The following is a 21,536-nucleotide window of genomic DNA, read 5'->3' as shown; positions in this document are numbered from 1 at the left end:
TGCGACATCCTTTCATCGAAGCCGCTCTCATGGCGCTGGCTGCTGCGGGACACTGTCGCTGCATATTCCCATTCCGCCACCTGAACGATAGCGCGGTTGGGGAGGGCACCTCCAACGAGTATTCGTCATGAGGCGATGAGGCGAACTCATCGCTGCCCAACCTAGGTTGGTCCGGCCTCATTTCTCGACGTCAACCATGTACTTAAGGCAGCCTTAAGCTTGGCGTTGTTGAGCGCGACCTCGATGAACTTGACGAGGTATGCGGATGACGCGGAATTTTGGATCTTCCGGCGACGAACAGAAAATTGCGCCGGCCACCGTGCGGATGGGGCGCCGGGCCGTGCTGGCAGGGATGAGTGCGTTGCTGGCGTCGGGATGCGTGGCGGCCCGCCCGACGGTGCCGGCGGCGCCGATCTCACCTGCGCCCCCGCCGGCGCCCTCTGTTCCACCCATGTATTTCGCCATGCCGGAGGAACGGTTTCCGCTTCCCGCCGTCGATGTCAGCAAGATGGACCGGCGCTATTGGCGAACCGATGTCGACTATGCGACGCGGCACCGGCCGGGCACGATCGTGGTCGATACGCCGAACCGTTATCTCTATCACGTCAAGCCGGGAGGCAGGGCCACGCGCTACGGTGTGGGCGTCGGCAGGCAGGGTTTTTCGTGGGCCGGTGCGGCGATCGTTGCCTACAAGCGAGAGTGGCCGCGCTGGACCCCGCCGGACGAAATGGTCGCGCGTCAGCCGGCGCTTGAACCCTACAGCATCGCCAATGGCGGCATGGACCCGGGTCTGAAAAACCCGCTGGGAGCGCGGGCGCTTTATATTCACCAGGGCGGCAAGGATACGCTCTATCGCGTCCACGGTTCGCCCGAGGCCTGGAGCATCGGCAAGGCTGTGTCTTCGGGGTGCATCCGGCTCGTCAATCAGGACATCATCCATCTGCACGCAGAAGTGAGGGACGGAAGCCCGATTGTCGTGATACCCGACCCCTCCATGGAGCATTTGCTGGTCGGCTGACCGGATCGGCGGGCAGCGGTGCGGCATAAGGGAAGCCCTGGAGACGATATCTTGAGAGTTCTCGTCGTGGAGGATGATGCGCTGCTGCTCGACGGTCTTTCGGTAGGGCTTGGTCTCGCGGGCTTCACAGTCGACGCCGTCGCGACCTGCGAAGATGCCGACGCGGCACTGTCAGCCCAGCCCTACGATGCCGTCGTGCTCGACCTGATGCTGCCCGACGGCTCCGGCCTCGACATTCTCGCCTCGATGCGCGGCGGCGGCAACACCACACCGGTGCTGCTTCTGACCGCGCGCGACCAAATATCAGACCGGATCACCGGCCTGGATGCGGGTGCCGATGACTATGTCGGCAAGCCGTTCGATCTAGACGAATTGTCAGCACGGGTTCGAGCCGTCGCGCGTCGCGGGCAGGGCCGCGCGGCTGCGAAGCTCGAATGGTGCGGCGTCATGCTCGATACGGCACGTCAGACCGCGTCGCTTAACGGCGAGCCGTTGATGCTCACGCGCCGCGAGTTCGGCGTTCTGCGCGCGCTGATGGAACACCCTGGCATGACGGTTTCCAAACATACGCTCGAGGAAGCCCTTTATGGCTGGCAGGAGGAAGTCGAAAGCAACGCAGTCGAGGTGCATGTGCACCATCTGCGCGCCAAGCTTGGCGCCGGCTTCATCCGCACCGTGCGTGGCCTTGGCTACCGTCTGGCGGAGGAGGGTGCATGAGATCGATCCGTGCCCGGCTGCTGGTCGTTCTTCTGGGGTCGACCGGGCTCGTCTGGTTTCTTGCCGTCGTCTGGATCTATTTCAGCACGCAGGCGGAGCTTGAGCGGGTACTGGATGCCCGCCTGATGGAGGCTGCGCGCATGGTCGATTCGCTGTTGACCGATCACCGCGTGGATCTGGCTTTGGCCAGCATCGATGGCAACGGCACCAGCGGCCCGCAATCGCGTGCGGTTGAGCCGCAGTCATACGAAAGGCAGCTTTCCTGCCAGATATGGTCGCTCGACGGCACGCTGGTCGGTCAGTCCGAGCACGCTCCGCAAGGACGCCTAACGGATGTGAAGCAGGGCTTTTCCGAAACAGACGTCGGCGGCGAGACCTGGCGGGTATTCGCGATCGAGAACGAAGCGCTGGGCGTACGGGTGATGGTCGGCGACAGCATCCGCATCCGCGACCGGCTCGTCAGCGAGGTCATCAAGGGACTGGTCGCGCCGGCAGCACTGGTTCTGCCTTTTCTCGGCGGCGCGATCTGGTTCAGCGTGAGGCGCGGCATGTCGCCCCTGAAAGATATGGAGCATGCATTGGCAGGACGTGATGCCAACGATTTGCACCCCTTGCCCGAAGCACGACTGCCGAAGGAGATCGCGCCGGCGGTCGAGGCGCTGAACGGTCTTTTCAGACGTGTTGCAGATGCGCGGGACCGCGAGAAGAGTTTCACTGCCTTCGCAGCCCATGAGTTGAAGACCCCGCTCGCCGGGCTCAAGACACAGGCGCAGATCGCGCTGGCTAGCGCAGACGGCGAGGTACATGCCCATGCGCTCCGGCAAATTTCGGCCGGTGTCGACCGCACGTCGCGACTGGTTCGCCAGTTGCTCGATCTTGCTGCGGTGGAGGCTGATGCCGAACAATCATCCTTGGTGGCCGTCCGGGCGAGCGAATTGGTAGCGCGCATCGCCGGCAATCTGTCGTTGCCGTCAGCGCCGCCGATAGAGGTCGTCTATGACGGTCTGGATGCCGACAGGCCGGTGCGGATCGACCCTGTGCTGGCGGCTCTGGCGCTTCGAAACCTGATCGAAAACGCGATCGTCTATTCGCCTCAGGGGGCAAGAATCGTCGTCCGGCTTTCTGCGTGCAAGGGGCGTCTGGATCTTTGCGTCGAAGACGAAGGGCCCGGCATTGCCGCAGACGAGTTGTCTCGCGCGACTGATCGGTTTTTTCGCGGACGGCATCGCTCGTCGGAAGGCAGCGGGCTCGGCCTGGCGATCGCGAAGGAGGCGGTCTCGCGGATGGGAGGCGACCTGTCTCTGGAGAACCGGGAGCCGCATGGCCTCCGGGCTGTTCTCTCGCTGCCGGCAGAGGAGTTGCCATGACGATCACCAGAAGAACGCTGCTCGTAGCTGGCGTAACGTGCATGGCCGCCGGTGCCTCTTCTGCGCAGCCGGTTCCCGGGCTGTCGGATATCCTGTTCGATCCGATGTTGCCGGTGCTCGGCAATCCGGACGGCGATATCACGGTGGCGGAGTTCTTCGACTATGCCTGTCCCACCTGCAAGGCGCTTCACCTGCATCTCAAACGGGTCGTTGCGGAAGATGGGGGCATTCGCCTGATCATGAAGGACTGGCCGATCAATGGCGGCGAGGTTCTCTACCCCGCCAGGATGGTGCTCGCCGCCAATGCGATCGGCGTCTATGCGCAAGCGCATGATGCGGTTATGGCGCTCAAGGGGCGCCTGACATTGCGCCGTATAGACGATGCGATGCGCGACGCGGGCGTGGATGTCGGCGCCGTGCGGGACGCGCTCGATGTGCACCTGCCCGCCATAGACGCGTTGCTCGAACGCAATCACGCGCAGGCGCGAGCGCTGTCTTTGGTGGGTACGCCCGGCTTCATCGTTGGCAGTACGCTCTACAGGCGGCCTGTTGCACCGGACGAACTGCGCAATCTCGTTGCCGCGATCCGTCGCGGCTAACGACAACTTCCACAACATCTCAATTGCCTTCGTCCGGTCCTCGCCACGGGGATCGCACGCATTTGTGAACGATTACGTGGGCATCTGACCGCTTTCACTTGACACTCCGCCAGATCGGCAAAATAAACGAAGGGAACCAATTCATGAAATGGTTCCTCTCGGAGGGGTGGGATTGCAGGCTGAACGGCCGACATCGAATTCGTCTATTGCGCTGGAGAAGCTGCGCCAGCTCGTGCGCGAGCATCGCGACGATGTGGAGTGGCGGCTGCCGCCGGAGCGCGACCTGGCGTCGTCCATGGGGCTGGGGCGCCGGGCCGTTCGCCGGGCGATGGAAGTGCTCGAGGCCGAAGGAATCGTCTGGCGCCGGCAAGGCAAGGGAACCTTCATCGGACGTCGTCCCGCCATCCAGCCTTTGCTCGTCGGAAATCTCGCCGACCGAACCAATCCGCTTGAAGTGATGGAAGCGAGGCTTCAGATCGAACCGGCGCTCGCGCGCATGGCGGCGATCCGATGCTCGGCGGAAGACATCGACGCACTGCGCCGCCTCGCGCAGAAAACATCGTCCGCGCTCGACGATGACGGCTGGGAGCTGTGGGACAGCGCTTTCCACCGACGCATCGCAGAATGCGCCCGCAACGGCCTGCTGCTGTCGTTGTTCGATGTAGTGCAGACCATCCGTCGCGAGCCGGATTGGCGGGCCCTGCGTGCACGGGCGCGCAACGACGAGCGCCGCGACAGCTCCTTCCGCGAGCATCTGGTGATCGTCGAGGCGATCGCCGACCGCGATGCTCCGGCCTCCGAGCGTGCGATGCGGCGCCATCTCAACGCCATCAACGCCAACCTTCAGTCGATAGCGTTGGGTGACGACGAGGAAGGGCGGATGGACGCCATGATCGACGAAGCCGAGGAACTGAACGTGAGGACGAGAGCATGAGCCGGCCGCAAGCCCTGGATGACGGCACTATGCAGTCAGTCTCGCCCGTCACGGCGCCTGTTCTTGCGGTCAAGGATTTCTCGTTGACCTTCAAGGCGGGCGCCGAGACCAATCTTGTCGAAAGCGTTTCCTTTTCCGTGTCACCTGGCAAGACGCTCTGCATCGTCGGGGAGTCCGGTTGCGGCAAGAGCGTGACCTCGCTGGCGCTGATGGGGCTGCTGCCGTCGCCGCCGGCGCGCATTGTCTCGGGAACCGCGGAGTTCAACGGCCGGAACCTGTTCGCCATGCCGGAGCGGGCCCGCGCGGACCTGCGCGGCAACGAAATGGCGATGATTTTCCAGGAGCCGATGACGTCGCTCAATCCGGCGTTTACGGTCGGGCAGCAGATCGCCGAGGGCATCATGCGCCATCGCGACGTCTCGAAGGGAGAAGCGCGAGCCGAGGCGCTGAAGATGCTCGAATGGGTGCGCATTCCCGCGCCCGAGAAGCGGCTCGATGCCTACCCGCACCAGCTTTCCGGAGGCATGCGGCAGCGGGTCATGATCGCGATGGCGCTCGCTAACCGGCCGAAATTGCTGATCGCCGACGAGCCGACGACGGCACTGGACGTGACGATCCAGGCGCAGATCCTCGCTCTCGTGCGTCAGATCCAGGCCGAGACCGGCACGGCGATGATCCTCATCACCCACGACCTTGGCGTTGTCGCGGAGGTGGCCGACGATGTGGCTGTCATGTATGCCGGGCGCATCGTCGAAAGCGGCCCGGTCGAGGCGATCTTCGGCGATCCCCAGCATCCATACACGATCGGGCTTTTCGGTTCGGTGCCGTCGCTCGGGCGCAGACAGGGCAGGCTCGCAACCATCAAGGGCGCCGTGCCGCCTTTGGACCTGATGCCGAAAGGTTGCCGCTTCGCACCGCGTTGCCCCCTTGCCGACAGCCGCTGCCACGATGAGGTCCCACCAACCGTGCCGTTCGGCGACGGGCATAGCGCGGCCTGCTGGTATGCGCCCATCGAGCAGACCATGGAGGCGCGGCAATGAGCGCTGCGACCGCGGAAGCGCCGATCCTCGAGGCGCGTGGCCTCGTCAAGCGCTTCGGCGGTCGGCGCGGGTTGTTTGAGTCCTCGCCGACAGTGCATGCCGTGAACGATGTCTCGCTGCAGATACGCCGTGGCGAGACCTTCGCCATCGTCGGGGAGTCCGGTTGTGGAAAGTCGACACTCGGCCGTCTTCTTCTGCGGCTGATCGAGCCCAGCGAGGGTGACGTCCTTTACGAGGGGCAGTCGATCACGTCGCTGCCGTCGCGGGACATGCGCCGCCTGCGGCGCGACCTGCAGATCATCTTCCAGGACCCGTTCGCATCGCTCAATCCGCGTATGACGGTGGGAGACATCATCGCCGAACCGATCCGCCTGCACGGGCTGGCGCGCGGCGCGGCGGTGCGTGCCCGCGTTTCCGAGCTTCTCGGCATTGTGGGACTGCGGCCCGAATATGCCGATCGTTACCCCCATGAGTTCTCCGGCGGACAGCGCCAGCGCATCGGGATTGCCCGCGCACTGGCGGGCGAGCCGAAGCTCATCATTGGCGACGAGCCGGTCTCGGCGCTCGATGTCTCTATCCAGGCGCAGGTGATCAACCTGCTGGAGGATCTGAAGGAACGCTTCGGCCTGACACTGGTGATCGTCGCGCACGATCTGGCGGTTATCCGCCATATGAGCGATCGCGTCGCCGTGATGTATCTCGGCGAGATCGTCGAAATGTCGCCGGTCGACCCGCTCTACGAAAAGCCGCTGCATCCCTATACGCAGGCGCTGCTTCGGGCCATCCCGGCACCCGACCCGAAGGACAGGGTCGCGCCGCAATTGCTGCAGGGTGACGTGCCCAATCCCACGGACTTGCCGACCGGCTGCCGCTTCCACACGCGTTGTCCGCATGTGCAGCCGCGCTGCGCGCAGGAGCACCCGGCGCTCGAGGACGCTGGAGGCGGGCGGCTGGTCGCCTGCCATTTCTGGCGCGAGATCGGCGAGGCCGAACCCGGCATCGGGGCCGACGACAGCGCGGACACCGCGCTCAGCCGTCGCCTCGAAGTCTACCGCACATTCCAGGCTCGCCGCGAGGCGGAGCCGTCGACACCGGACATCAACCAACAAGGAGGCCAGACATGAAAAGACTGCTGACACTGACACTGGGCGCGATGCTGATGGCGAGCGCCGCATCGGCGGCCGATCTGCGGATCGCGCTGCAGGACGATCCGGACGTGCTCGATCCACATCGCGCGCGCACTTTCGTTGGCCGCATCGTCTTCACCTCGCTTTGCGACAAGCTGGTCGACATCGACGAGAAGCTCGCCATCGTGCCACAGATCGCGACCGAATGGTCGTGGAACGACGACAGCACCGTGCTGACCATGTCGCTGCGCGAGGGTGCCACTTTCCACGATGGCGCGCCGATCGACGCAGAGGCCGTGAAGGCCAATCTGGACCGCGCCCGTACGGATGAGGAGAGCCTGCGCAAAAGCGAGGTCGCGTCCATCTCGGATATCGCGGTGGTCGACGCTCAGACCCTCCAGATCACGCTGTCGCAGCCGGACGCCGGGTTCCTTGCGCAGTTGACCGACCGCGCCGGCATGCTGATGTCGCCCGCTTCGTTTGAAAACGACCCCGGCCAGAACCCGGTCTGCTCCGGCCCCTACAAGTTCGTCGAGAGGGTGCAGAACGACCGCATCGTGCTGGAGAAGTTCGCCGAGCACTGGAACGCGGATGCCTATGCCTTCGACAAGGTCACCTTCGTGCCGATTCCGGATACGACAGTGCGCCTTGCCAATCTGCGCTCGGGCGACGTCGACATCATCGAGCGCGTCGCACCGTCGGATCTCGCAACCGTGGAAGGCGACGACAGCATCAAGCTCGCCTCCGTCACCGGTCTCGGCTTCCAGGCGATCGAGGTCAACATGGCCAATGGCGACCGGGCCGATAATCCGCTCGGTCAGGACAAGCGCGTCCGTCAGGCCCTCGACCTTGCCATCGACCGCAACGTGATCAACGAGGTCGTCGGCGCCGGCACCTATCAGCCGGCCTATCAGGCATTCCCACCGGCAAGCTTTGCCTACAACCCCGAGACTGGCGGTGACGGCCGCAATGTCGAGCGGGCCAAGGAGCTGCTTGCCGAGGCGGGACACGAGCGTGTCGCCTTCGAGCTGACCTTCGGCAACAACACCGTCATGCAGCAGGTCTTCGAGCTGGTGCAGGCGATGGGTGCGGAAGCCGGTTTCGACATCACGCTGCGCCCGACCGAGTTCGCGGCACTTCAGTCCGCGCTCAAGGCTGGCGACTTCGAGGTTGGTCAGTCGGGCTGGTCCGGCCGCGTCGATCCGGATGGCAACATTCACCAGTACGTCACATGCGAGGGCAGTCTCAACGATGCGAAATACTGCAACGAGGAGGTCGACCGGCTGCTTAACGAAGCGCGTACGGTGACAGGCGAGGCGGAACGCAAGGCGCTCTACGATCAGGCGCAGGAAATCCTGCGTGACGAGATGCCGATCATCTACCTCTTCTATCTGCCCTGGCCGTTCGTGCACCAGGCTTCGATCGAGGGCTTCACCGCATATCCCGACGGGATGATCCGGCTCGCCGGCGTCACCATGGCCGAATAGGCCTCTTGGGAAACCGGCCCGGCCGGCTCCCCGAACTTCTGACAAAAAACACACAACAGGGGAACGTCATCATGAAACTGCTACTATCATCCTTGCTTACGACAACGATGCTGCTGGCCGCGGGTGCTGCTTCGGCGCAGGAGTTCCGCATCGGGCTTCAGGAAGACCCCGATGTGCTCGACCCGCACAAGTCGCGCACTTTCGTCGGCCGCCTCGTCTACGCATCGCTTTGCGACAAGCTGATCGATGTCGATGCCGAGCTGAAATTTGTTCCGCGCGTCGCCACCGACTGGAGCTGGAACGAAGACAATACCAAGCTCACCTTCACGATCCGCGACGACATGACCTTCCATGACGGCACGAAGCTGGACGCTGCTGCCGTGGTTGCAAATCTCGAACGCGCGCGGACGCTGCCGGACAGCCTGCGCAAGAGCGAGCTCACTTCGGTAACAGGTGTCGAGGCGCCCGATGCCACGACCGTAGTGCTGACGCTGGCGCAACCCGATGCGACGCTGCTCGCGCAGCTTTCGGATCGTGCCGGCATGCTTCTGTCTCCGGCCACTTTCGAGAGCGACATCGGCACGAACCCGGTTTGCTCCGGCCCATACAAGTTCGTCAGTCGCGTTCAGAACGACCGCATCGTGCTGGAAAAGTTCGCCAATCATCCGGATGCAGACGACTATCATTTCGAGCGGCTTGTCTTCCAGCCGATCCCGGATTCGACCGTGCGGCTGGCCAATCTGCGTGCCGGCGACCTCGATATGCTGGAGCGGCTGAACCCTTCTGATGCAGCGGCCGTCAGAGATGACGAGAACCTGCAGTTCATGCCCATCGCCGGGCTTGGCTATCAGGGCATCACCATCAACACCAGCGGCGAGGGTGACGGCGACAACCCGCTCGGCACTGACAAGCGCGTGCGCCAGGCGCTTCAGCTTGCGATCGGCCGCGACATCATCAACGAGGTGGTGGGCAATGGCCTGTTCGAGCCCGCGCAGCAGCCGTTCCCGCCGGCGAGCCCCTACAACAGCGACGACTATCCGGTCGTCACCCGCGACGTCGAGGCGGCCAAGGCGCTGCTTGCGGAGGCCGGCCATGAGCGCGTCGCCTTCACGCTCAGCTTCGGCAACAACACGACAGCCACGGCGATCAATGAGCTGATTCAGGCCATGGCGACCGAAGCCGGTTTCGACATCAGCCTTCAGCCGACCGAGTTCGCCGCCATGCAGCAGGAAATGCAGGCCGGCAACTACCAGGCGGCACAGATCGGCTGGTCCGGTCGCGTTGACCCGGACGGCAACCTGCATCAGTTCGTCACCTGCGAGGGAACCCTCAACGATTCCAATTACTGCAACGAGGAGGTCGATCGCCTTCTGAACGAAGCGCGCGAAACGCCGGACCCCGAGGCGCGCCTGCCGCTTTACAACCAGGCACAGGCGATCCTGCAGGACGATCTGCCGATCATCTATGTCTACCACCAGCCCTGGCCGTTCGTGCTCGCCTCGAACGTCGAGGGCTTCCAGCCCTATCCGGACGGCATGTTGCGCCTCAAGGGCGTGACGATGGCCGAATAGTCGAAACCGGGCGACGGCGGCCTCTGCGCCGTCGCCCCTGCATTGCGTGAGCCAAACCGGATGCTGAAGATAATCGCCAGGCGCGTTTTCGTCGCGATCCCCACGCTGGTGCTCGTGACACTGATCGTGTTCGGGCTTCAGAAGATACTGCCGGGCGATCCGCTGCTGACCATGGCAGGCGAGGAGCGGGACCCCCAGGTGCTTGCCTTCCTGCGCGAAAAGTATCGCCTCGACGATCCGTTCCACGTCCAGTACCTCGCCTGGCTCGGCAACGTCCTCACCGGCGATTTCGGCAATTCGCTGCGCACCGGCGTCCCGGTTTCTACGCTGATTGCGCAGAAGCTGCCGGTGACGCTGCAGCTTGCGGTTATGGCGATCATCATGGCGATGCTGATCGGCATTCCGGCCGGCATCATCGCGGCGGTGCGGAAAGGGACGGTGACGGACTATGCCGCCAACGCCGTCGCGTTGTCGGGCATGTCCATTCCGAATTTCTGGCTAGGCATCATCCTCATCATGATCGTCTCCGTGCAGTGGCGGCTGCTTCCCGCGTCCGGCTACGTGCCGCTGACGGAGGACCCGCTGCAATCGCTGCGCACGATGCTGATGCCGTCTTTCGTGCTTGGTACGGCGCTGGCTGCATATCTGATGCGGCATACGCGCTCGGCGATGCTCGGCGTGCTGACCTCCGATTACATCAGGACAGCGCGGGCGAAGGGCCTGCTGCCGAAGACGGTGATCCTCAAGCATGCGCTGCGCAATGCACTGATGCCCATTGTGACCCTCTCGACGCTGCTGTTCGGCGAGTTGCTGGCCGGCGCCGTGCTGACCGAACAGGTCTTCACCATTCCCGGTTTCGGCAAGCTCATCGTGGACGCCGTGTTTACCCGCGACTATGCCGTGGTGCAGGGCGTCGTCTTGTGCACGGCCGTCGGCTTCATCTTCATGAACCTGATTGCCGACGTCCTCTACATCCTCATCAATCCGCGTCTGAGGCATCCGCAATGAGCGTCCAGGCAGAAGCCATCGCGCCGCGCCGCAAGCTTGGACGCAGCGCGACCAAGTTCCTCTCCAACCGCAGCGCCGTATTCGGCGGTGTGCTCGTTGCAACGTTCATCCTGCTCGCGTTGTTCGCGCCGCTGCTTGCCGGGTACGATCCGTTTGCGACCTCGTTCACATCTATCCGCAAGCCGCCTTCGGCCGAGTTCTGGCTGGGTACTGACGAACTGGGTCGCGACATCTACACGCGTATGCTCTATGGCGCGCGCGCTTCGCTGATGGCGGGCGTGGTATCGGTCGCCATCGCGGTTGCCGTCGGCGTGCCGTTCGGTCTGCTTGCGGGTTATTATGGCGGCTGGGTGGATGCCACCATCTCGCGCGTTACCGAGGCGCTGCTGGCCATCCCGTTCCTTATCCTGGCCATCGCGCTTGCCGCGTTCCTGGGCCCGAGCCTCACCAATGCGATGATCGCCATCGGTCTGTCTGCCACCCCCATCTTCGTGCGCCTGACACGCGGCCAGACGCTTGCGGTCAAGACGGAGGATTATGTCGAGGGCGCGCGCGCCATCGGCCTGCCGAACGTACTCATCATCATCCGCTACATCTTCCCCAACGTGCTGCCGCCGATCGTGGTGCAGGCAACGATCACGATTGCGACCGCGATCATCGCGGAGGCGAGCCTCTCCTTCCTCGGCCTCGGGCAGCAGCCGCCGAACCCGTCCTGGGGTTCGATGCTCAACACTGCAAAGAACTTCATGACCCAGGCCCCCTGGATGTCGATATTCCCCGGCGGCGCGATCTTCCTGGTCGTGCTCGGCTTCAATCTTCTCGGCGACGGGCTGCGCGATGCGCTCGACCCACGCGACAACTGACCAGACCACGGAGCAGCATCCATGTTCACTACAAGGCCCGAGATCCTCGGCACGTTCGGCGTCGTCACCACCACCCATTGGCTCGCCTCGCAATCCGGCATGGCGATGCTGGAGCGCGGCGGCAACGCTTTCGACGCCGCGGTGGCAGCCGGGTTCGTGCTGCAGGTGGTCGAACCACACCTCGTCGGCCCCGGCGGCGAAGTTCCGATTGTCTTCCACTCGGCAAGAACCGGAAAGACCGAAGTGCTGTGCGGGCAGGGCACGACGCCGGCAGGCGCGACCATGGAACACTACAAGGGGCAGGGGCTGACGCTGATCCCCGGCAACGGGCTGCTGGCGACCGTGATCCCGGGCGCATTCGATGCCTGGATGCAGCTTCTGCGCGATCATGGCTCGCTGCCGCTGGCCGATGTCATGGCGCCCGCGATCCACTATGCCGAGAACGGTCATCCGATGCTGCCGCGCGTTGCCAACACCGTTGCGGGGCTGAAGGACTTCTTCACCCGCGAATGGCCGACCTCGGCGGCCTTCTTCACGCCCGGCGGCCGGTTGCCGGAGGCAAAGAAGCTGTTTCGCAACGAGGCGCTGGCGAATACCTGGAAGCGCGTCATCTCGGGATCGCAGGCGGGCGGCGGCAGCCGCGAAAAGCAGATCGAGCGTGCCCGCGACGCGTTCTATCGCGGTTCGTTGCGGAGGCGATCGACCGGTTCGCGCGCGAGAACGAGGTGATGGACGAAAGCGGCTCCCGCCATCGCGGCGTGATCACCGCCGACGACATGGCCGGCTGGCAGGCGACCTACGAAAAGCCTCTGACTTATGACTATCATGGCTATCGCCTGAACAAGATCGGCCCGTGGGGGCAGGGGCCGGTGTTCCTGCAAACGCTCGCGCTGTTGAAGGGCTTCGACATCGGCGCCATGGATACGCGCGGACCGGATTTCGTCCACACGCTGACCGAGGCGATGAAGCTCGCCTTCGCCGACCGCGAATACTACTACAGCGATCCGAATTTCATCGACGTTCCGATCGAGACGCTGCTGTCGGATGCGTATAGCGACGAACGGCGCAAGCTGATCGCCGAGACGGCGTCGCTGGAACTGCGGCCGGGCCGGATTGCCGGCTACGAGGACCAGATCGCGCGCATGGATGCCGCCCTCGAGCGCCTGTCGCGCGTGGCCAATCCCGACGCGGCTTCGGCCGAGCCGACCATGGCCGACATGCGTTCCGTACGACGCGGCGATACCGTTCACATCGACACCATCGACAGGGACGGCAACATGGTCGCTGCCATGCCTTCCGGCGGCTGGCTGCAGTCCTCGCCCTACATTCCCGAGCTCGGCTTCATGCTCAACACGCGCGCCCAGATGTTCTGGTTGGAGGAGGGGCTGCCGGCGAGCCTGGCGCCCGGCAAGCGACCGCGCACGACGCTGACGCCAAGCCTCGCCGAGAAGGACGGCCGCCCCTACATGGTGTTTGGTACGCCGGGCGGCGACCAGCAGGAGCAGTGGCAGCTCCAGTTCTTCCTGCGCCACGTCCATCACGGCATGAACCTGCAGGAAGCTATCGACCTGCCAATGTCGCATACGGCGCATTTCCCGAACTCGTTCTATCCGCGTGATCGCAAGCCCGGGAACCTCGCCATCGAGGAAACATTCGGCGCGGAGACGATCGCGGCGCTCAAGGCGCGTGGCCACCGTGTCGACGTGACGCCGGAATGGTCGATCGGCCGAATGGTCTCTGCCGCGCGCGACGAGGACGGGATGCTGCGGGCTGCCGCAACGCCACGTTTGATGCAGGCCTACGCCGTCGGTCGGTAGCGTCAACGGCTTTGCGTTCGCGCGCGCCTGCGGCTAACGTTCCCGTTCGATAAGCATGGGGGAGGACATGCGATGGCGGTGCAGGCGGCACGCAAGCTGCGGGAACCTGTTGGCGATCCGGAATTCGGCCCCTGGCTGGCGCAGGCATCGATCCTGATCATCGATGACGAGCCGGGCATGCGCAATTTCCTGATGCGCACGCTCGGCCCACGCTGCAAGCGCATTGAGGAAGCGGCCGACACGGACGAGGCGACCCGCAAGCTCGACGAGCATCACTTCGACGTCGTCATCCTCGACAACATCATGCCGGGAAAGAACGGCGTCGACTGGCTGGCCGAGCAGCGCGCGATCGGACTGTTTGCCGACGCCATCCTGATCACTGCATTCGCCGACCTTGAAACCGCGATCCAGGCGCTGCGGGCAGGGGCCGCGGATTTCGTGCTCAAGCCGTTCCGGTCCAACCAGATCCTCAACGCGGTGGCGCGGTGTCTCGACCGGGTGCGCCTGCAGCGTGAGAACTACGTGCTGCGCTACGAACTGCGCGCGGCCTCGGACCATATGTTGCTTCGGGACCGGCTGATCGGCGAGTCGGAGGCCATCCGCCAGGTTCGCGAGACCATCGCCCGCGTTGCGCCGCTTCCCACGTCGGTGCTGCTCACAGGCGAATCCGGAACGGGCAAGGAGGTGGCTGCGCGATCGCTGCATTCGCTGTCCGAGCGTGCCGACAAGCCCTTCGTGCCCGTCAACTGCGCAGCGATCCCGCCCGACATGATCGAGAGCGAACTGTTCGGTCATGTCAAAGGCGCCTTCACGGGTGCCGAAGGATCGCGCGAAGGCATTTTCATGCACGCGCAGGGCGGCACGCTGTTCCTGGACGAAATGGGCGACCTGCCGCTTGCCCTGCAAGGCAAGCTTCTGCGGGTGCTGGAAGACCGTCGTGTGCGACCCGTCGGATCGGAGCGCGAAGTGCCGGTCGATCTCCGGTTCGTCTTCGCGACCAATGCCGATCTTGCACGCGCTGTCGAGGAGGGGCGGTTTCGGGCCGATCTCTACTTCCGCATCAATGTGATGCAGATCCATCTTCCGCCGCTGAACGAGCGCGACCACGACGTTCAGGAACTCGCCGACCTGTTCATGCGCAAGCTCTCCCAGCAGCTTGGCATGCCGCCGGTGCAGCTCGAGGACGAGGCGCGGGCCGCGCTGGCGCGGTACGACTGGCCGGGCAATGTGCGCGAGCTGCGCAACGTCATCGAGCGTACCCTGATCCTTGGGCGCTTCCCGCTGGAGCAGCTTGGTGCGAGCCGCTCACCGCAGCGCGGGACTGGCGAGAGTGACGGCAGCCTTGCCGACCTCGAACGCCGCCATATCCTCTCCGTGCTGAGAGAGAGCGGCGGCAACCGGGAGGAGGCCGCCCGGAGGCTGGGCGTCTCGCGCAAGACGATCGACCGCAAATGCGCGGCATGGAATGTCTGAGACGACGGCCGATGCAACTGCAAAGACGAGGGAACGCGGCCGCTCGGTCCGCTTCAGGCTGCTCGCCATCGCGCTTCTGCCGACACTCGTGCTTCTGCCGCTGTTGCTGGGCGTCACCGTCTTTCGCTGGAATGCCAAGTTCGACGCAACGCTGATTTCCAAGGTCAATGGCGATCTCACCATTGCGCACCAATATCTGGCGCGCATCCTTGAAAACACCGGCGAGCAGATCGCGGCGCTGGGCGCTTCCGCCCGCTACCGCGATACCGTCGAATTGCAGCGGACCGCGCCGGATTCGCTCGAGCAGCTTCTGGAGGAAACCCGGCGCGCGCTTGCGTTCGACTTTCTGTACCTGACCGACGAGGCAGGCGATGTGGTTGCGTCGGCGCGCTCGCTGACTGACGGGCGAAGACGGACCGACTGGCCGATTATCGTGTCCGCTCTGGCAGGAAGCCCTGAAACAGCCATCGATATTTTCAGCGGCGAAGATCTGGCTGCGATCTCGCCCGACCTCGCCGCGCAGGCGCGCGTCGAGTTGGTGCCGACGGCTAATGCCGTGCCGACCGATCGCAGCGAGGAGACACGCGGTATGGTCGTGCATTCGGCCAGCCCGGCCGCACTCGGAAACGGCGATACAGGGGCGCTCGTTGGCGGTGTGCTGCTCAACCGCAACCTCGAATTCATCGATACCATCAACGACCTCGTCTATCGTGAGGCGAGCCTGCCGGAAGGAAGCCAGGGAACCGCCACGCTGTTCGTCGACGACGTTCGCATCAGCACGAATGTGCGCCTGTTCGAAGGACGGCGTGCGCTGGGGACCCGCGTTTCGGCGATTGTGCGCTCCGCCGTGCTCGACAAGGGCCGGACCTGGCTCGACAGCGCCTTTGTCGTAAACGATTGGTACGTGTCTGCTTACGAACCAATCGTGGACAGCTATGGTAAGCGTGTCGGCATGCTCTATGTCGGCTTCCTCGAAGCACCTTTCACCGAAGCCAAGCGTGAGACACTGCTGACGATCCTGCTGGCTTTCCTGGCAATTGCCATGGTCAGCGTGCCGATCTTCCTGCGCTGGGCGGGGTCGATCTTTCTGCCGCTGGAGCGCATGACCGGGACCATCGCCAAAGTCGAGAGCGGTGATCTCGGTGCGCGAACGAACGTGGCCGAGGCTCGCGACGAGATCGGACGGGTGGCTGTCCACCTCGACCATTTGCTGGACCAGTTGCAGGAGCGCGACCGGCAGTTGCGTGCCTGGAACGAGGAACTGAACGACCGGGTGGACGAGCGAACCCGCGAACTGCAGCTTGCCAACCGACAGCTCGAGGCAACGACCAAGCAGCTCATCATGTCGGAGAAGCTCGCAGCGATCGGCGAGATCACGGCGGGCGTGGCGCATGAGATCAACAACCCGATCGCCGTGATGCAGGGCAATCTCGAAGTCGTGCGGGCAGTCATGGGCGACAGGGCGGACGAGGCGAAAACCGAATTCCGCCTCCTCGACGAGCAGATCCATCGCATCAGCCAGATCGTCACCAAGCTGCTGCAATTCGCCAAGCCCGAAGAGTATGCCGGCTATGTCGAGCGGCATGCCCCGGACAACGTGATCGACGACTGCCTGCCGCTGGTCCAGCATCTGCTCAACAAGGCCGAGATCGACATCGTCCGCGAGAAGAGCGCAAAGCGCCTCCTGCTGATGAACCGCACGGAATTGCAGCAGGTGCTGGTCAACCTGATCGTCAATGCCATCCATGCGATGCCGGACGGCGGAAAGCTCACCTTCGTTACACGCGACGAGGACGTCGACGGGCGGCCGGGCCTGGCAATCGTCATTGCCGATACTGGCGTGGGCATGAGCGATGAACTGATCCGCAAGGTCTTCGATCCGTTCTTCACCACCAAGCGCAGCGAGGGCACGGGGCTCGGCCTTTCGATCAGCCAGACCCTGATTAAACGCCAGGGCGGCAGGATTTCGGTCGAGAGCGAAGAGGGCAGGGGCACCACCTTCACGATCTGGCTGCCTGAAGCTGCCTGAGACCTTCGGACATTTTGTCCATGCCCTCCGGACAAAATGTCCATAGGGCTTTTCTCTTAATCGATAAGTCTCTGAAATCGTTGAGCCGCGCAACTGGCACGCCCGTTGCTTATGGTTAAAGGCAACCAAACGGGAGGAGTGCGGATGAGGCGGGGACGCCGCAAGCCATAGACGTTCGGGCGGCCGCTGCCACGGAGGACGGCGCGGCAGCCGACAATCATCAGACGTAACCAGCAGGACGACCCGCGCGGATGCACTTCGGCGGGCGGAGGAGAATTCATGTCCACAGCAAGTGAAACCTACACGGGCGGCAGTGTCGGTGTCGGCATACTCGACAAGGAGCGCATCATCGCCCGGCCGGGCTTCAACCGCTGGCTCGTGCCGCCGGCAGCCCTCGCCATCCATCTCTGCATCGGCATGGCGTACGGCTTCAGCGTGTTCTGGCTGCCGCTCTCGCGCGCCATCGGCATCGATCAGCCGGTCGTCTGCGCTGATCTCAACGTGTTCACGGCACTTTTCACCACCACCTGCGACTGGCGGGTGTCCGATCTCGGCTGGATGTATACGCTGTTCTTCGTCTTCCTCGGCTCGGCGGCTGCCATCTGGGGCGGCTGGCTCGAGCGCGCCGGCCCGCGCAAGGCGGGCCTGGCGTCTATGGTCTGCTGGTGCGGGGGCATGGTCATCGCCGCGATCGGCATCATCACCCACCAATTGTGGCTGATGTGGCTGGGCGCCGGCGTCATCGGCGGCATCGGACTTGGACTCGGCTACATCTCGCCGGTCTCGACACTCATCAAATGGTTCCCCGACCGGCGCGGCATGGCCACCGGCATGGCAATCATGGGTTTCGGCGGCGGCGCGATGATTGGTGCGCCTCTGGCCAATTTCCTGATGAACACCTTCCGCACGGAAGATTCCGTTGGTGTCTGGCAGACCTTCGTCGTGATGGCGCTGCTTTATGCCGTTGCGATGACGCTCGGGGCTTTCGGTTACCGCATCCCGCCATCGGGCTGGCGGCCGGAAGGCTGGACCCCGCCGGCAAACACCAACAAGGCGATGATCACCACCCGGCACGTCCACCTGCGCGACGCGCACAAGACGACGCAGTTCTGGCTGATCTGGGCGGTACTCATGCTCAACGTCTCGGCCGGTATCGGCGTCATCGGCATGGCATCGCCAATGCTGCAGGAAATCTTCGCCGGCGACCTGATCGGGCTGCCCGACCTTTCCTTCAACGAACTCGACGCCAGCCAGAAGACTGCCATCGCCGGCATTGCCGCAGGCTTTGCGGGGCTCCTGTCGCTGTTCAATATCGTCGGGCGCTTCTTCTGGGCGTCCCTTTCCGACTATATCGGCCGCAAGAACACCTACTACACATTCCTGCTGCTCGGCATCGTGCTGTACGCGCTTGCGCCGACCGCGGCGCATATGGGCAGCCAGCTTCTGTTCGTGCTGATGTTCGGCATCATCCTGTCGATGTATGGCGGCGGCTTCGCAACGATCCCGGCCTATCTCGCGGACATCTTCGGCACCCAGTTCGTTGGCGCGATCCACGGCCGGCTGCTGACCGCATGGTCGACCGCAGGCATCGTCGGGCCGGTGGTGGTCAATTACATCCGCGAATTCCAGCTTGCAGCCGGCATTCCGCGGGCGCAGGTCTACGATTTCACGATGTATATCCTCGCCGGCATGCTGGCGCTGGGGGTCGTGGCCAACTTCTTCGTGCGACCACTCGCGGACAAATGGTTCATGTCCGACGCGGAGGTTGCCAGCCTGCAGGCCAAGACGGCCGCTTCCCAGACCGAGCAGACCGGCTCGTTCGGCATCGGCAAGGGTGGCCTCGACGCCAAGGCAGCCATCGCATGGACGGCTGTCGGTGTTCCGATCCTCTGGGGCATCTGGGTGACGCTCGAAAAGACGGCCGCGCTCTTCGGCTGATCAACACGTGTATCATCCCCGGCGCGGTTCGCGCGCCGGGGACCATGCGACGGTCACGCACTGCTCAGGGGTTGCGTGTCATGCTGATCGAACGGCTCGAACTCTTCATCGTGTTGGCCAAGGAAGGCCATTTCGGCCGCGCCGCCGAGGAATGCGGTGTGACGCAGCCGACCTTGTCTTCGGCCATCAAGCAGCTCGAGACCATGCTGGGGGTGATGCTGGTGGAGCGGGGCTCGCGTTTTCGCGGTCTCACGCCGGAGGGCCGGCAGGTGCTGACCTGGGCGCGCCGCATCGTCTCCGACACCCGCACGATGCGCGAGGAGATGCGCGCCGCGCGACTCGGCCTGTCGGGCCGCATACGCGTCGCGGCCATTCCTACCGCACTGGCCATGGTCGCCGGCATCACCACACCTTTTCGCGAGCGGCATCCCGGCGTCGGTTTCTCCGTTCTGTCGCGTACCTCGGTTGAGATCCTGTCGATGCTCGGCAATTTCGACATCGATGTCGGCATCACCTATCTCGATCATGAACCCTTGGGAAACGTCACCACCGTGCCGCTCTACAGCGAGCGCTATCATCTGATCGTCGGTGCGGGCGGGCCATTCGCCGACCGCGAGGAAGTGACCTGGACGGAGGTCGCGCAGGTGCCGCTCTGCCTGCTGACGCCCGACATGCAGAACCGGCGGATCATCGACCGGCATCTGGCCGCTGCCGGCGCAACAGTGCGGCCGACGCTGGAGTCCAACTCGATGGTTGTCCTGTTCTCGCATGTGCGCACGGGCGAATGGTCGTCGATCATGCCGCTCAACCTTGCGGCGGCTCTCGATTTCGCCGAGCCGATACGCCGCATTCCGATCGTCGCGCCGACTGTAAGCCATATGGTTGGGCTCGTGGCGGCGCGGCGCGAACCGCACACGCCGCTCGTGTCGGCATTGTTGGCGCAGGTGGCCGGCCTGAACGAGACGGCTCTCGGCGTGCAACACCTTCATCGCTGACAAAGAAGACCTTCAAGGCCGAAGCGCGGCGATAAAAACGGCCGCCATTGCGGGTGCGATGGCGGCCGTTAGGTTGTTTAAGCTGCGTCGCCTCAGGCGGCCAGGGTCACCAGTTTCGGCACGAGATAGGCGTTGATCGCTTCCGACCCACCTTCGCTGCCATATCCGGAATCCCGCACACCGCCGAAGTGGATTTCCGGGAGGGCGAGGCCATTGTGGTTGATCGAGGTCATGCCTGCCACGATGCGCTTGCCGAGCTGATCCGCCGTCTCGGTCGAGCGCGTGAACGCATAGCTTGCGAGGCCGTAGGGCAGGCGGTTTGCTTCCGCGATCGCATCCTCGGTGGTGGCGAAGCGGTTGATGATGGCGACAGGCCCGAACGGCTCCTCATTCATGATGCGCGCATCCGTCGGCACATTGGCCAGCACGGTCGGCTCGAAGAAGTTGCCCTTGTTGCCGATGCGCCGGCCGCCGGTTCGCAATTCGCCACCCTGCTCAACGGCATCGGCAATCAGGGATTCGAGCACGGGGATGCGCCGCTCGTTGGCGAGCGGCCCCATGGCGGTACCTTCCTCGAAGCCGTTACCGACCTTTACTGCCTTCGCGGCCGCCGTGAAGGCGTCCACGAAACCGTCGAACGACTTTTCCTGGACGAGGAAGCGTGTCGGGGACACGCAAACCTGGCCGGCATTGCGGTATTTAGACGCCGACAGAACCTTCACCGCCTTGTCGATATCCGCGTCGTCGAAGACCATCGCCGGAGCATGGCCGCCGAGCTCCATCGTGGCGAGCTTCATGTGCTGCCCGGCAAGGGCCGCCAGATGCTTGCCTACCGGAGTCGATCCGGTGAAGGAGATTTTGCGGATCGTTGGATGCGGGATGAGATATTCCGAAATCTCGGCGGGAACGCCGTAGACCAGCCCGATCACGCCAGCCGGGATGCCGGCATCGGCAAAGGCACGCACCAGCGCTGCCGGTGCTGCGGGGGTTTCTTCCGGAGCCTTGACGATGATCGAACAGCCCGCGGCAAGTGCAGCAGAAAGCTTACGCACGACCTGGTTGATGGGGAAGTTCCAGGGCGTGAAAGCGGCGACCGGACCGACCGGCAGCTTGACGATCATCTGGGTGACGCCGGGCGCGCGTGCCGGCACGACCTGTCCGTAGGTGCGGCGGGCCTCCTCGGCGAACCAGTCGATGATGTCGGCGCCTGCAAGGGTTTCCATGCGCGCTTCGCCCACGGGCTTGCCCTGTTCCAGCGTCATCGCCTGTGCGATCTCGTCGGCGCGCTGCCTGAGTATGTCGGCAGCCTTGCGCATCAGCTTGTAGCGCTCGAATGGCGAGGTTTCGCTCCAGGTGGCAAAGCCACGCTCGGCCGCTTCCAGAGCCGCGTCGAGATCCACGCGCGTTGCGTGGGCGACCGTGCCGATCGCCTCGCCGGTTGCCGGATCGACCACGTCGATCGTCTTGCCTTCTCTTCCGGGTCGCCATTCACCGTCGATGAAGAGCTGTGTCGATGGGTAATTTGGCGTCGTCCGTGTCACTGATAAATGCTC

16 protein-coding genes and 1 pseudogene are annotated in these 21,536 nt (G+C 64.1%); 16 read left to right on the top strand and 1 reads right to left on the bottom strand.

The features are described from left to right. The first annotated feature begins 265 nt into the window (after window positions 1-265). The 16 genes and pseudogenes from HK436_RS21150 (at window position 266) to HK436_RS21075 (ending at window position 19,983) form a co-directional block, all read left to right on the top strand. The gene (locus tag HK436_RS21150; protein WP_173192915.1) at window positions 266-1,018 is read left to right on the top strand and encodes a L,D-transpeptidase; all 753 of its coding nucleotides are present in this window, start codon (window positions 266-268) and stop codon (window positions 1,016-1,018) included. Window positions 1,019-1,069: 51 nt separating this feature from the next. Then, the gene (locus tag HK436_RS21145) at window positions 1,070-1,735 is read left to right on the top strand and encodes a response regulator (RefSeq protein WP_173192913.1); all 666 of its coding nucleotides are present in this window, start codon (window positions 1,070-1,072) and stop codon (window positions 1,733-1,735) included. Then, the gene (locus tag HK436_RS21140) at window positions 1,732-3,102 is read left to right on the top strand and encodes an ATP-binding protein (protein ID WP_173192911.1); all 1,371 of its coding nucleotides are present in this window, start codon (window positions 1,732-1,734) and stop codon (window positions 3,100-3,102) included. The genes HK436_RS21145 and HK436_RS21140 overlap by 4 nt, the downstream gene beginning before the upstream one ends. After that, window positions 3,099-3,701 carry a DsbA family protein gene (locus HK436_RS21135; RefSeq protein WP_173192909.1) on the top strand — a complete coding sequence of 201 codons (603 nt, stop codon included), beginning with the start codon at window positions 3,099-3,101 and terminating at the stop codon, window positions 3,699-3,701. Before HK436_RS21140 ends, HK436_RS21135 begins: the two co-directional genes overlap by 4 nt. A 172-nt stretch (window positions 3,702-3,873) precedes the next feature. Next, the gene (locus HK436_RS21130; RefSeq protein ID WP_206680554.1) at window positions 3,874-4,635 is read left to right on the top strand and encodes a FadR/GntR family transcriptional regulator; all 762 of its coding nucleotides are present in this window, start codon (window positions 3,874-3,876) and stop codon (window positions 4,633-4,635) included. Continuing rightward, a complete protein-coding gene (locus HK436_RS21125) occupies window positions 4,632-5,675 on the top strand; it encodes an ABC transporter ATP-binding protein (protein WP_206680553.1) in 1,044 nt (347 codons plus the stop codon). Before HK436_RS21130 ends, HK436_RS21125 begins: the two co-directional genes overlap by 4 nt. Next, window positions 5,672-6,799, top strand: a complete 1,128-nt coding sequence (locus HK436_RS21120; protein WP_173192904.1) for an ABC transporter ATP-binding protein — start codon at window positions 5,672-5,674, stop codon at window positions 6,797-6,799. Before HK436_RS21125 ends, HK436_RS21120 begins: the two co-directional genes overlap by 4 nt. After that, window positions 6,796-8,289, top strand: coding sequence for an ABC transporter substrate-binding protein (locus HK436_RS21115; RefSeq protein ID WP_173192897.1), 1,494 nt, complete (start codon window positions 6,796-6,798; stop codon window positions 8,287-8,289). Before HK436_RS21120 ends, HK436_RS21115 begins: the two co-directional genes overlap by 4 nt. A 71-nt stretch (window positions 8,290-8,360) precedes the next feature. Next, window positions 8,361-9,860: an ABC transporter substrate-binding protein gene (locus HK436_RS21110; RefSeq protein WP_173192895.1), complete on the top strand. Its 1,500-nt coding sequence runs from the start codon at window positions 8,361-8,363 to the stop codon at window positions 9,858-9,860. 60 nt (window positions 9,861-9,920) lie between these two features. Further along, on the top strand, window positions 9,921-10,868 hold the full coding sequence (locus HK436_RS21105; protein ID WP_173192893.1) for an ABC transporter permease: 948 nt from the start codon (window positions 9,921-9,923) through the stop codon (window positions 10,866-10,868). Further along, a complete protein-coding gene (locus tag HK436_RS21100; protein WP_173192891.1) occupies window positions 10,865-11,731 on the top strand; it encodes an ABC transporter permease in 867 nt (288 codons plus the stop codon). The genes HK436_RS21105 and HK436_RS21100 overlap by 4 nt, the downstream gene beginning before the upstream one ends. A gap of 21 nt (window positions 11,732-11,752) precedes the next feature. Next, window positions 11,753-13,548: pseudogene (locus tag HK436_RS21095) on the top strand (gamma-glutamyltransferase family protein). Between the two features lie 72 nt (window positions 13,549-13,620). After that, window positions 13,621-15,021: a sigma-54-dependent transcriptional regulator gene (locus HK436_RS21090; protein WP_173192889.1), complete on the top strand. Its 1,401-nt coding sequence runs from the start codon at window positions 13,621-13,623 to the stop codon at window positions 15,019-15,021. Beyond that, a complete protein-coding gene (locus tag HK436_RS21085; protein WP_173192887.1) occupies window positions 15,014-17,050 on the top strand; it encodes a sensor histidine kinase in 2,037 nt (678 codons plus the stop codon). The genes HK436_RS21090 and HK436_RS21085 overlap by 8 nt, the downstream gene beginning before the upstream one ends. Window positions 17,051-17,329: 279 nt before the next feature. Continuing rightward, entirely contained in the window at window positions 17,330-18,988 is a 1,659-nt protein-coding gene (locus tag HK436_RS21080; protein WP_173192885.1) for an OFA family MFS transporter, read from the top strand. A gap of 83 nt (window positions 18,989-19,071) precedes the next feature. Next, the gene (locus tag HK436_RS21075; RefSeq protein WP_173193706.1) at window positions 19,072-19,983 is read left to right on the top strand and encodes a LysR family transcriptional regulator; all 912 of its coding nucleotides are present in this window, start codon (window positions 19,072-19,074) and stop codon (window positions 19,981-19,983) included. Between the two features lie 92 nt (window positions 19,984-20,075). Here the strand turns inward: HK436_RS21075 and HK436_RS21070 are convergent, their stop codons facing one another. Further along, complete coding sequence (locus tag HK436_RS21070) at window positions 20,076-21,524, bottom strand: NAD-dependent succinate-semialdehyde dehydrogenase (RefSeq protein WP_173192883.1); 1,449 nt, start codon at window positions 21,522-21,524, stop codon at window positions 20,076-20,078. Window positions 21,525-21,536 lie beyond the last annotated feature (12 nt).

The sequence above is a fragment of the Neoaquamicrobium sediminum genome, from assembly GCF_013240295.1.
Classification (GTDB): Bacteria; Pseudomonadota; Alphaproteobacteria; order Rhizobiales; family Rhizobiaceae; genus Aerobium; species Aerobium sediminum.
The sequence above is the reverse complement of the archived record's forward strand: the minus strand, read 5'-3'. Positions and strand labels throughout refer to the sequence as shown.